The sequence below is a fragment of the Streptomyces lomondensis genome (assembly GCF_014651035.1).
GTDB lineage: Bacteria > Actinomycetota > Actinomycetes > Streptomycetales > Streptomycetaceae > Streptomyces > Streptomyces lomondensis.
Genome location: NZ_BMWC01000001.1, coordinates 1,567,661 through 1,579,852, shown reverse-complemented (window position 1 = coordinate 1,579,852; position 12,192 = coordinate 1,567,661). Strand labels below are relative to the sequence as shown.

The following is a 12,192-nucleotide window of genomic DNA, read 5'->3' as shown; positions in this document are numbered from 1 at the left end:
GACACTCACCGGCACCCTCCGGCCGGGAGTGCCCGAAGCCGCTGCGAGGAGAGGTCGCCCGTGGGCACAGTCGTCGACGACGCCGCCTCCGTGGAGTTCCACGCCTTCTTCGAGCGCCACTACGCCGAACTGTCCCGCCTCGCCTACTTGCTGACGGGCGAATCGGACACCGCCGACGACCTGGCGGCGGACGCGTTACTGGCGCTGTGGCACCGCTGGGACCGGGTGCGCGCGGCCGACCACCCGGCGGCCTACGCGCGCGGTGTGGTCGCCAACCTGGCCCGCACCCGGATCCGCAGTGCCGTGCGGGAGCGGCGGCGCATCGCCCTGTTCTGGTCACAGCGCGAGGAGAACACCGAGAACCCGGACGTCGCGGGCGTGGTCGACGTCCAGGAGGCGTTGCGCAGGCTGCCGTTCCGCAAGCGGGCCTGTGTGGTGCTGCGGCACGCGTTCGACCTGTCGGAGAAGGACACCGCGCTCGCCCTCGGCGTATCGGTCGGTACGGTGAAGAGCCAGACCTCGAAGGGAATGGCCGAACTCCAGCGGTTGCTGGGCACACAGGGAGTGCCGCAGCGGATGCACGCGGCGGTGGGCGCGCCCCGTTGCTCACCCGCCGTGGAAGGCTTGCGCACGGGTGAGGGCGGAGGGAGGGACCGATGACCATGCGGCGGGACGTGCACGAGGACCTGCGCACCCGGCTGCACGAGGCGGCCGGGGGCCACGAGCCCGACCGGGAGCGCATCCTGGCCCGGGTCGAGCGCGGCATGGCCGGTCCGGCCGGTTCCGGCCACCGAGCGACGCGTCCGCCGGTGTTCGGCTGGATGCGGGTGGCCGGTGCGACGGCCGCGGTGGCGAGCGTGCTGGCGGTGGGCGGTTACGCGGTCGCGTCCGCGGTGAAGGAGGAGACCGCCCCGCAGCAGCAGGAGGTGGCGACGTCGCCGACGCCCACGCCGTCGCCGGAGGCGACGAGCCGGGCGCCCGCGCCGCCGGTGGACCCGACGCCGAGCAGCCCGCCGGAGCAGCGGGAGTCCGGCCCGCCGCCTTCGAAGACGCCGAGCCCGCCCGCCGCCGAGCGGCCGCCCGCGGCCACGGAGGACGGGCCGCTGTGGTCGGACGGCTCGGTGGACCCGCACAGCAACGACTTCTGGGCGCAGAGCAACATCACCCTCAAGACCCGCGAGCAACTGACCGACCTGACCGTGCGGTTGCGGGTCGCCCAGACCGGTGGGGTCTCCGACGCCGGTGCCTGGCGCTCCCTGCCCGAGCACGACTTCACCCTCACGGTCGCGCAGCAGGGCGGCTTCCTCGTCTACACCTGGACCCTCAAGGAGGGCCGCACGGTCCCGGCGGGCGAGTGGGTGTTCGCGGGGCAGTTCGACCACGACCGCGGCGGCCGCGACGCCGGCGCGGACCGCTACACGGTGACGGCCGCCGCCGGCGCGGAACGGCTGTCCGTGGGCGGCGGTTTCGCCGCCGTGGACGACGACGCGGACGACGACTCGTGAAAAATTCCTGAAGACGCGGCAACCCTTTCCTCACCAGTGGCGACCACCAGGCGCAAGAGTCACCCCCCATTTGAGGAATCGGTACATGACTGCACCAGCAGAACAGCGCGTCCGCCATCGCCGCCGGGTCACCAAGCGGCGGGCGCTGATCGCCGGAGTGTCGGCGTTCGGCATCACGGGAGCGGCGATCATCACGACGTCGCTGCTGTCGACGGCGGGCGCCGCGTCCTCCTGGCCCACGGACAAGGGCAAGGCGCCCGTGGCGAAGACCATCTCGGTCTCCGGTGTCCGCGACGGCGGGATGAAGATGTTCTACGGCACCGGCGCGCTCGGCGGCGGCGGCCAGGACGAGGGCCAGGACCCGCTCTTCGAGCTGGCCGACGGCGCGGTCCTCAAGAACGTCATCATCGGCACCCCGGCCGCGGACGGCGTGCACTGCAAGGGCAGCTGCACCCTGGAGAACGTCTGGTGGACGGACGTCGGCGAGGACGCGGCCAGCTTCAAGGGCAAGTCGTCGTCGGCGGTGTACAAGGTGATCGGCGGCGGCGCGCGCAACGCCGACGACAAGGTGCTCCAGTTCAACGGAGCGGGCACGCTGAACGTGTCGGGCTTCCAGGTGCAGAACGCCGGCAAGCTCGTGCGCTCCTGCGGCAACTGCAAGACGCAGTACAAGCGCACGATCGTGCTCGACGACATCGACGTCACGGCGCCGATGAACTCGATCGTCGGTGTGAACGCCAACTACGGCGACACGGCCACGCTGTCGAAGATCCGCATCCACGGCGACAGCAAGAAGAAGATCAAGACGTGTGTGCGCTTCGAGGGCAACAACACGGGCAAGGAGCCCAAGGAGCTGACCCCGGCCGGCCCGGACGGCAAGACCTGCAAGTTCAAGGCCTCGGACATCAGCTACCAGTGATGCCGCGGCACGTGTGAGCTCCGGCCGGACCGAGACCCCCCTCGGTGCGGCCGGATGCCGGATGTCCGGGCCCCCAGCCGGACGTCCCGGCGCCCCCGACCCTCCGGAGCCCCCCTCCGGACGGTCGAGCAGCCCCGGCCGAGCCCCCCTCGGCCGGTAGGCAGGACGCCCCCGCCGGTTCGCACCGGCGGGGGCGTCGTCGTAGGCAGCACACCTAGTCCATCGTCGAGCCGATGGTCGTCGAGCCGGTCGTCAGGAACGTGGTCGCGGGCAGGGAGCCGTCCGCCGTGCGCGCCCCGTACGCGCCGGTCGCGTCAGTGGACCTGAAGGGCGGGGTGGCCACGCCGCTGTCCCAGTTGTTGCCGGCCGAGACGGTCGAGGAGCCCAGCTCGGCGCGGCCGCCCTTGTCGCTCACGGCGAGGTTCCTGCCGAGGCGGGCCGTGCCGGTGGCGAAGTAGAAGCCGTGCTGCGCGTTGGCGTACGTGGTGTTGCGGTTCAGGGCGATGGCGCCCGTGTTGGAGTTCTCGGTGAAGCCGTGCAGCGTGTTGTCCCAGGCCGCGTTGTTGTTGACGACATGGGCGACGGAGGCGCCCCCGCCGCCCAGTTCGAAGCCGTTGCCGTTGCCCTCGAAGGCCGCGTCGTTCCAGCGGTTCTCGCCGTTGCCGAAGGCCCAGGAGTGCTCGATGGTGACCGGCGAGGAGAACTGCCACAGGTCGAGGCCGTCGTCGGAGTTGTTGTACAGCCGGGCGCCGGTGATCCTGTTGCCCGTGCCGGAGCCGAACTTGACGGCGATGCCGTCGGCGTTCTGGCCGTGGCCGGCCGGGTCGTAGTTGCCGTGACTGTCCAGGTTCTGCACGAGGTTGCCGGTGGTGCCGTCGCCGCGCAGGGTGAAGCCGGAGTCGCCGTTGTCCGCGGTGACGAGGTTCCTGAAGATGCCGCCGGCCGAGGAGGTGGCGACGAAGCCCTGGGCGGGTGAGTTGACGAAGGCGAGGTTCTCGACGGTCCAGTGGTCGCCGTGGACGGCGGCCAGCCAGGAGCCGGCGGGCAGCTTGGAGCCGTCGATCCGCACCTTCTCGCCGCCGTGCGCCCGCAGCGTGATGCGTGCCGAACTCGTGCCGCTCGCCGTGGACTTGAGGGTCGCGGCCGGGTAGTAGGTGCCGCCGCGGACCTGGATGGTGGTGCCGGCGGTGGCGTTCTTCACGGCCGCTTCGAGCTGGGCCGTGGTGGAGACGGTGACGGTCGCGGAGGCGGCCCGCGCGCCGCCGGTCGTCAGCCCGAGGTAGACGCCGCCCGCCCCCGCGGCACAGGCCACCGCGGCGGCGATGGAGAGCGTACGGGTCCTGCGGTGGCGTCCGGCGCTGAGCAGCACGGAGCGTTCCTTTCCTGGGGAGTCGGGGACGGAAACGGTTCGAAGGGGCCCGCTTCGGCCCGTTTCCGACCATCAGTCGCCGCCGCGCCGGGAAAGGGTTGCCGCCGGCCCCTCGATGTTCCGAAAGTTTCGGAACCAACGGCCTCACGCACACCCGTTGACGCCCTACCCCCCTCCGGTGACACTCCGAAGGCCGCCACCCAACAGAATCCCCCACACTCCGACAGGAAGTGTCATGCGCCCCCGCACGCTTCTGCTTCCCTTCGTGGCCCTGACCGGCCTCCTCCTGACCCTCCTCACCGCACCGCCCAGCACCGCAGATCCCGGAGCACCACCCGTGAAGCAGTCCAAGTACGCCGGCTATCTCTTCGCCTACTTCACGGGCGAGGGCACCGCCGACGGCGAGCAGATCCGCTACGCCCTCAGCCGCGGCAACGACCCGCTGCACTGGCGCGAGCTGAACGCCGGCAAGCCGGTCCTGACGTCGACGATCGGCGAGAAGGGCCTGCGCGACCCGTTCGTGATCCGCTCCCCCAAGGGCGACAAGTTCTACCTGATCGCCACCGACCTGCGGATGTACAAGAACTCCAGCGGCAGCTGGGACCAGGTCCAGCGGCACGGCAGCAAGTCGATCATGGTCTGGGAGTCCACCGACCTGGTCAACTGGACCGACCAGCGCCTGGTGAAGGTCTCCCCGGACAACGCGGGCAACACCTGGGCCCCGGAGGCCTACTGGGACGACGAGCTCGGCGCGTACGTCGTCTTCTGGGCGTCGAAGCTGTACGCCGACGACGACCCGGACCACAAGGGCAACACGTACAACAAGATGCTGTACGCGACGACCAAGGACTTCCGCACCTTCAGCGAGCCGAAGGTCTGGAACGACCCGGGCTACTCGGTGATCGACTCCACGGTCGTGAAGTACCAGGACGAGTACTACCGCTACACCAAGGACGAGCGGGACCCCAGCTCCTCCAGCCCCTGCTCGAAGTTCATCACCGGGGAGAAGTCCACCTCCCTGACCTCGACGAAGTACGACTTCGTGGCCGACTGCATCGGCAAGGGCGCGATGGACCGCGGTGAGGGCCCGACGGTGTTCAAGTCGAACACCGAGAAGAAGTGGTACCTGTTCATCGACGAGTACGGCGGCCGCGGCTACATCCCGTTCGAGACCACCGACCTCGCCTCCGGCAAGTGGACCCCGTCCACGAACTACCAGCTCCCGGCGAGCCCCCGGCACGGCACGGTCCTGCCGGTGACGCAGGAGGAGTACGACCGGCTGCTGGCCGCGTACCCGTCGACGCCCACCTCGGTGGTGGACGCGACGGCCAAGCACCAGAAGGGGTACTCGATCGTCACGGACAGCGCCTCCAAGGTCGTCCTGCCGATGGAGCCCGACGCCGATCTGCGCGGCCTCGCCCCGAAGCTGTGGGTCGGCGAGGGCGCCACGCTGAGCCCGAAGTCCGGCACCCGGCGCGACTTCCGCACGCCGCAGAAGTACACCGTGACGGCGGCCGACGGCACCAAGCGCACCTGGACGGTCGAGGCGGTCCGCACGCGCAGCCCCATGCTGCCGGGCCTGAACGCCGACCCCGACGTCCACTACCTGAACGGCAGATACTGGATCTACCCGACGACGGACGGCTTCCAGGGCTGGAGCGGCACCAAGTTCAAGGCGTACTCGTCGAAGGACCTGGTCCACTGGAAGGACCACGGCGTCATCCTCGACCTCGGGCCGGACGTGACCTGGGCCGACAAGTACGCCTGGGCGCCCGCGATCGCCGAGCGGAACGGCAAGTACCACTTCTACTTCTGCGCCGAGCAGCAGATCGGCGTGGCGGTGGCCGACTCCCCCGCCGGCCCCTTCAAGGACGCGCTCGGCAAGCCGCTCGTCGCCAAGGGCGGTTCCCTGAAGGGCCAGATGATCGACCCGTCGGTCTTCACGGACGACGACGGTCAGGCGTACCTGTACTGGGGCAACGGGCGCGGGTACGTCGTCCCGCTCAACGACGACATGGTGTCGTACGACGCGTCGAAGGTGCAGGACATCACCCCGGCCAACTTCCGCGAGGGCTCCTTCGTGATCAAGCGGAAGGGCACGTACTACTTCATGTGGTCGGAGGACGACACGCGCAGCGAGAACTACCACGTGGCGTACGCGACCGGACCGTCCCCGCTCGGCCCGTGGACCAAGCGCGGGACGATCCTGGAGAAGCGGCCCGAGTACGGCATCCTCGGCACCGGTCACCACTCGGTGGTGAACGCCCCCGGCACCGACGACTGGTACGCCGTCTACCACCGCTTCGCCCTCAACGGCCCCGGGAAGCCGGGCGGCGACGGCATGCACCGCGAGACGACCATCGACCGCATGGAGTTCGCGGCCGACGGCACGATTCTGCCGGTGGTACCGACGCTGGAGGGGATCAAGCCGGTACGGCGGTGACCTTCACAGGACGTCGTCGAGCCAGCTGAAGACCTCGTCCTGCATCTGGTGGGTGAAGACGTGGCCGAGCTTCGGCCACGTCTTCGTCCGTATCCGCTCCTCGGCGTGGCGCGACCGCCAGACGGCACGCAGCTTGTCGTGGGCGACCCGTACGCCCTCGGCCGGGAAGAGCGTGTCCAGCCCTCCGTTGAAGAACAGCATCGGCCTGGGCGCGGCGATGCTCGCCACATCGGGAATGTCGAGGTGCCGGGCGAGCCCCGGATGGAGCATGTAGTACGCCGACTGCCCGCGCAGCGTGTTGTTGCCGGGCACCATCATCTCCTTCAGGCCGGTCATCCAGCACACGCTCGCGGCGGCCGCGATGTCGTCGCTGAGGGCGGCGGTCTGCCAGGCGCGGTAGGCGCCCATGGAGAATCCGACGGCCGCGACCCGCCGGGCGTCCACCCGGTCGAGCCCCGCCAGGAAGGCGGCGGCCCGCTGGTCCTCCCGGGCCATGAGCCCGGCGAGCGAGGAGCCGAGGTTGTAGAAGTTGGAGGCGAGGGCCTGCTGCTGCTCGTAGGCGAGCGGGCCGCGGTCGCCCCAGCCGAGCGCGTCCAGGCACAGCACCACATAGCCCCGCCGGGCCAGTTCGTCACCGACGAACCGCCCGCTGAAGTACTTGTCCGCCCAGGCGCGGGCGGAGGCGAGGCGGGTGTCGTCGTACCAGGGCCGGACGAGTTTCTCCTTGCCGATGTCGAACCTGGCGCCGTGGTCGTGCAGGAGCAGCACGGCCGGGAAGGGCCCGCGGCCGTGCGGGGTGAGCAGGACGCCCCGTACGCGCTCGTAGCGGGTGAGGGAGACGGTGACCGACTCGCGGCTGTAGCCGTCCCCTTGGGCACGGTCGGTGAACTCCGGGGCGTAGGGGGTCCGGTCCTGCCGTTCGACGAGGAGGTGCTCCTCGACCGTGGCCCGGGCGGCACGCCGCCAGGCACGGAAGTCGCGGAGGGGGGACCGGCCCCAGGCGAGCGGGAAGGTCAGGGCGTCCTTCAGCGCCGGATGGAAGTCGGGCAGCGGGCCGTCCACGACCGCCGCCTCCGCCCCGCTCACCGCTCCCCCGGCGAACAGAGCCGTCCCGGCCCCGACCACGAACGTCCGCCGCCCCAGCGCTTCATGGGCGTCCATGCGGCCTCCCCGCCCCGGCGTGCCGCAGCACATACCGTTCGACCGCCACCGGGGACGTGACGGCGCGGTAGTCGTACACGTCGGCCGGGTCCCAGCCGACGTCGTTCCCGAGGCCGAGTCCGCTCGCCACGGCGTTCAGGCGGGCGGGCCGGCCGTTGAACCAGGAGCCGGTGTCGCGGAACCGGTCACCCCCGTAGTCCGCGACGGCGAGCGACGGTCCTCCCCCGGGATAGCGGAAGACATTGCGCTCGGAGAAGATCGCGGACTCCACGCCGACGCCCAGGGCGTAGAGCGGCGCCCGCCCCCGGTGGACGTTGTTGACGACGTGCACCTGCCCGAAGCGGACGCGCGGGGCGCGCTGCCCGATGCCGTCGAAGAGGTTGCGGGCGAAGGTCACCTTGAGGTGCCCGCGGTCCCGGTCGCCGCGCCCGTCGCCCGACCCGATCAGGATCGCCTTGTCATGGTCCTCGAACCGGCTGTCGGAGACGGTGACGAAGTCGGAGCCGTCCTCGATGTCCAGCAGCCCGTCGTGCCGCTGCACCCGCTCGCCGTGGAAGCCGAGGGGCGCCTCGCGGTCGGGGAACCGGCCGTCGGTGAAGGTGCAGTGGTCGATCCAGAGGTGCTTGCCGGTGATCACGGTCAGCGCGTCGAAGCGGGCGTTCCAGCTGCCGCGCGTGCCGTCGTCCGGGGACCAGCTGGTGAAGTGGTCGACGGGTGCCTCCAGGTGCAGGTCGCGCACGATGATGTTCCGGCCGGTGTTGACGGTCAGGAACACCCCGAGCAGCCGGGCGTCGCGGCCCACGCCGACGAGCGTGGTGTTGCTCGGCACGGTGAGCTGGATCTGCGCCTTCTCCTTGTTCGACCCGGTCTGGCGCAGCTGCCGCTGCTGCTTGCAGTAGTCGAAGCGGGTGTCGGACCAGGCGGAGCCGTCCTCTCCGAAGCAGGACATGTACTTGCCGAGGTCGTATCCGGGCGCGTAGTCCTGCTCGCCGAGCAGGGAGCCGTCGTCGCTCTCGTGGCCGTTGATGTCGCCGACGACCCGGATCACCTTGGGGGCGGTGGGCTCCCCGCCGTTGGCGAGCGCCTCCTTGAGTTCGGCGCGTGTGTCCACGGTCCAGGTCCGGCCGCCCGCCCCGCCGCTCGTGCCGGGGCCGGTCGAGGCCCAGCCGACGGGCCCGCGTTCGGCGGCGGAGGCCGGCGGGGCCGACCAGAGCAGGCACACGCCCAGGAGGAGAGCGGCGGCCCTACGCACCGGGCCGCCAGTCGCCGAGGTAGGTCTCCTTGGTGTGCCACCGGGCCTGGTCGCGGGTGAGCTGGGGCCGGTTCTCCGGCACGGAGACGGCGGCTCCCGGCCCCGAGTTCCGGTACTCGGCGAACCGCATGCTCTGCCAGGGATAGGCCTCGCGCATGTTCGTGTACGGGGCCACCGCGTCGATGCCCGGCCCGATCCGGGTCTCCCGCACGACCAGTGACGGCCAGGCCGTGGTCTCGTACGACGGCACCCAGGGCCGGGCCAGCTTGTACGCCCCGTCCTCGGCGCCGGAGGTGATACGGCAGTGGACGGCGAGGATGCCGTACGGGTTCGCCCGGGCCGTGGAGGGGGCGAAGACCATGCCCTTGGGGGTGAAGTCCACGTCCCGCGCCAGCGTGCGGAAGTGGCACTCCTCGAACACGGCCGTCGCCCGCCCGAAGACGAAGTCGACGTCGCCCTCGATATAGCAGTGCCGGAAGTACTGCCGGTCGAAGGCGTCCAGGGCGGTCGTCTCGACGAAGAGGGTGTCCTGGTGGGCCAGCAGCCGGACGTTCTCGAAGCGGGTCCGGTCGCCGTACGTGTACGCCGCCACGGCCTGCGTCCCCGTGATCTCGGGATGGTCGGCGCGCAGCCAGTCGTTGGCCAGGGTCAGGTCGCGGACGGTCAGCCCGGGGGCCGCCGAGGTGAAGGTGGCGGAGCCGGCCGTGCCGTAGGTGCCCGAACCGTCCGGCTTGGGAGTCCCGTTGGCGTTGTCGTAGACGATGACGGTGTCCCGCGGGTTCCGGGTGGCGCCCCGGAGGGTGAGCCCGGCCGCCCGGGCCGGGACCTTCACGACCTCGCGGTACGTCCCCGGGTGCACGACGACGGTCCAGCCGGGCCCGTCCACGGTGTCCACGGCCGCCTGCACGGAGTCACCGGGCCGGACGTGGAGAATGCGGCGGTCGGCCGCGGCGAAGGCGGGTGCGGCACCGGCGGCGACCAGCCCGCCGGCGAATCCGGTGAGGTTCGCCGGTGCATTCAGCAGGCCTCCTTCCACGGCTCCCAGTCGCCGAGGTAGGCGGCACGGGTGGCGGACCGGGCCTGCTCCGGGGTGAGTTGGGGCCGGTTCTCGGGGATCGTGATCCTGGCGCCCGGGCCGGTGTTGCGGTACTCGGCGAACCGCATCGACTGCCAGGGGTGGGAGTTCGACATGTTGGCGTAGGGCGCGGCCGCGTCGATGCCCGAGCCGAGCCGGGTGTCGCGGACGGTGAGCATGGGCCGGGCGGTGGTGTCGGAGCTGGGCACCCAGGGCCGGGCCAGCTTGTAGAAGCCGTCGGGGGCCTCGCTGCTGACGCGGCTCCTGGTCACCAGATAGCCGAGCGGATTGGCACCGGCGGTCGACGGCGCGAAGACGAAGCCGTACGGGGCTCCGGCCAGGTCGGTCCGGTTCAGGGTCCGGAAGTGGCAGTGCTCGAAGACGGCGGTGGCCCGCCCGAAGACGAAGTCGACGTCGCCCTCGGCGTAGCAGTGGGCGAAGTACTGGCGGGCGAAGGTGCCGAGGGCCATCGAGTCGGCGTACAGGGTGTCCTGGTGGCCGAGGAACCGGCAGTGGTGGAAGGCCGACCGGTCGCCCTGGACCTTGAGGGCGACGGCCTGGGTGCCGGTGACCCCGGGGTGGTCGGCGCGCAGCCAGTCGTTGGCGAAGGTGATCCAGCGGGCGGTGAACCCGTCGGCCTGCACGGTGGTGGTGGCGGAGCCGGTGGTGCCGTAGGTGCCGCCGCCGGGCTTGGGCGTGCCGGCGGCGTTGTCGTACACGATCACGACGTCACGGGGGTCCTCGCTCGCCCCGATCCAGGTCATCTCCGTGCGGCTCGGGTCGACGGCGACCGTCTGCCGGTACGTGCCGGGCGCGACGACCAGCGTCCAGCCACTGCCCGCGGCGGCGGTCACGGCGGCCTGGACGGAGGTGAAGTCACCGGCGCCGCCCGGATGGACGTACAGGGTGCGCTCGGTGCGGCGGGCGGCCGGGGAGCCGTAGCGGCCGAACGGGCGGGGGCGGGCGGCGGCGGTACCCGGCGCGAGGCCGAGTGCCGCGACGGCGCCGGCGCCCGCCAGGACGAATCGGCGGCGGGAGAGGGAAGGTCGGGGTTGCGAGGGCATACGGCTGCTCCTTCGCGGTGCGGCTCTTGTGGGATGGGGGATCGAGGCCGGGGCGATGTGCCCCGGCCCCGGTCCATGCGGTGTCAGCGAAGGCGCCCGACGCCCGCGCGGTGCTCGACGATCCACGGCACGGCCTTGGGCGAGTCGACCTTCGTGCGCAGCGTCGGCGTCCATCCGGCACCCCGCTGAAGGGTCTCGCCGGGGATCTCCGCGTTGTGCACGGCGATCAGATCCGTGAGCTTGCCGTTGACGTAGTTCTTCTCGGCGGTGAGCGGCGCCTCGCTCCACTTCTTCAGCGCCTTGCCGACGCTGGTGCCCGGAGGCAGCGTGAGGGCGTTGTGGCTGGCGTACAGCTGCGAGGAGATGCCGACACCGAAGATGTAGTAGTCGTCCTTCTGGTCCTCGGTGATCACGTAGTGGTTGTTGTAGACGTCGACCTGCCCGAACCGCACGCGCGGAGAGCGCTGGAGGATCCCCTCGAAGAGGTTGTGGTGCATGGTGACCTTGAGCTTGCCGGCGTCGATGGCGGCGAGCCCGTCGCCGTTGCCGATCAGCATGTTCTTGTCGTGGTTCTCGAAGCGGTTCCAGGACACCGTCACGTGGTTGGAGCCGCGCACGATGTCCGTCAGCCCGTCGTGCTGCTGGAAGACCTTGCCGAAGTAGACCGGCCGCTCGCTGTCGGGGTAGCGCCCGTCGGTGAGCGTGTTGTGGTCGATCCACACGTGATCGCTGCCGTAGACGACCACGGTGTCGTACTCGGAGTTCCAGTTGCCGGTGTGGTTGTCGTCGGTCGGGTCCCACTTGGGGAAGCAGTCGAGCGGGGCCTCGATGGTGAGGTTGCGCAGGATGACGTTCGAGACGTCCCTGATCTGGAGGCTGCCGCCGAGGATGCCGGAGTTCTTTCCGACGCCGACGATGGTGGTGTTGCTGGGGATGTGGGCCTTGATCTCCGAGTCCTGCTTCGCGGCGGACGCGACCCGCGCGTCCTCCTGCGGACCCATGGCGACCTTGTCGTTGCCGTAGACGGCCGGGTCGTAGTCCTTCAGGTACTGCTGGAGGTCGTAGCCCCCCGTGACGAAGGCGTCACAGCCTTGCGAGACGGCGTCGATCATGCCCTTGACCTTGATGATCTTGGGTGCGTTCCCGCCGTCCGCCAGCGCCCGCTTGAACTCGGCCCAGCTGGTGACCGTGTAGACGTGCTCGGCATCGGCGCGGGACCCACCGGTGGTCCCCGCGCCCTCCGACGCCCAGCCGTCCTTCGCGCCCAGCACCTCACGGCCGAGATCACGGCCCCCGGCGTGAGCGGCGGTACCGGTCAGAGACAGCACGAGAGCGGTACAGCCGACCAGAGCGGCGACCGTCCACTTCCTGTCATGATCATGCCATTTGCGTGCGTACATGGTG

10 protein-coding genes are annotated in these 12,192 nt (G+C 70.7%); 4 read left to right on the top strand and 6 right to left on the bottom strand.

All coding sequences use genetic code 11. The features are described from left to right. Positions 1-60 precede the first annotated feature (60 nt). The 3 genes from IE255_RS06895 to IE255_RS06885 all read left to right on the top strand — a co-directional run bounded on the left by IE255_RS06895 (position 61) and on the right by IE255_RS06885 (position 2,424). Entirely contained in the window at positions 61-660 is a 600-nt protein-coding gene (locus IE255_RS06895; protein ID WP_190049200.1) for a SigE family RNA polymerase sigma factor, read from the top strand. Continuing rightward, positions 657-1,505 carry a hypothetical protein gene (locus tag IE255_RS06890; protein ID WP_190049199.1) on the top strand — a complete coding sequence of 283 codons (849 nt, stop codon included), beginning with the start codon at positions 657-659 and terminating at the stop codon, positions 1,503-1,505. Before IE255_RS06895 ends, IE255_RS06890 begins: the two co-directional genes overlap by 4 nt. Before the next feature lie 85 nt (positions 1,506-1,590). Beyond that, complete coding sequence (locus tag IE255_RS06885; protein ID WP_190049198.1) at positions 1,591-2,424, top strand: pectate lyase; 834 nt, start codon at positions 1,591-1,593, stop codon at positions 2,422-2,424. Between the two features lie 214 nt (positions 2,425-2,638). On the opposite strand, the gene IE255_RS06880 is transcribed toward IE255_RS06885, so the two are convergent. Next, positions 2,639-3,793, bottom strand: a complete 1,155-nt coding sequence (locus IE255_RS06880) for a right-handed parallel beta-helix repeat-containing protein (RefSeq protein ID WP_190049197.1) — start codon at positions 3,791-3,793, stop codon at positions 2,639-2,641. Between the two features lie 235 nt (positions 3,794-4,028). Between IE255_RS06880 and IE255_RS06875 the strand changes: the two genes are divergently transcribed. After that, positions 4,029-6,236, top strand: a complete 2,208-nt coding sequence (locus tag IE255_RS06875; protein WP_190049196.1) for a glycoside hydrolase family 43 protein — start codon at positions 4,029-4,031, stop codon at positions 6,234-6,236. 3 nt (positions 6,237-6,239) lie between these two features. Here IE255_RS06875 and IE255_RS06870 read toward each other — a convergent pair whose 3' ends face one another. The 5 genes from IE255_RS06870 to IE255_RS06850 all read right to left on the bottom strand — a co-directional run bounded on the left by IE255_RS06870 (position 6,240) and on the right by IE255_RS06850 (position 12,188). Next, a complete protein-coding gene (locus IE255_RS06870; RefSeq protein ID WP_190049195.1) occupies positions 6,240-7,397 on the bottom strand; it encodes a dienelactone hydrolase family protein in 1,158 nt (385 codons plus the stop codon). Then, a complete protein-coding gene (locus IE255_RS06865; RefSeq protein WP_229906292.1) occupies positions 7,384-8,619 on the bottom strand; it encodes a pectate lyase family protein in 1,236 nt (411 codons plus the stop codon). The genes IE255_RS06870 and IE255_RS06865 overlap by 14 nt, the downstream gene beginning before the upstream one ends. A 22-nt stretch (positions 8,620-8,641) precedes the next feature. Continuing rightward, positions 8,642-9,685: a pectinesterase family protein gene (locus IE255_RS06860; RefSeq protein ID WP_229906291.1), complete on the bottom strand. Its 1,044-nt coding sequence runs from the start codon at positions 9,683-9,685 to the stop codon at positions 8,642-8,644. Beyond that, complete coding sequence (locus IE255_RS06855) at positions 9,667-10,788, bottom strand: pectinesterase family protein (RefSeq protein ID WP_190049193.1); 1,122 nt, start codon at positions 10,786-10,788, stop codon at positions 9,667-9,669. Before IE255_RS06855 ends, IE255_RS06860 begins: the two co-directional genes overlap by 19 nt. An 83-nt stretch (positions 10,789-10,871) precedes the next feature. Then, positions 10,872-12,188: a pectate lyase family protein gene (locus IE255_RS06850; protein WP_190049192.1), complete on the bottom strand. Its 1,317-nt coding sequence runs from the start codon at positions 12,186-12,188 to the stop codon at positions 10,872-10,874. Positions 12,189-12,192 lie beyond the last annotated feature (4 nt).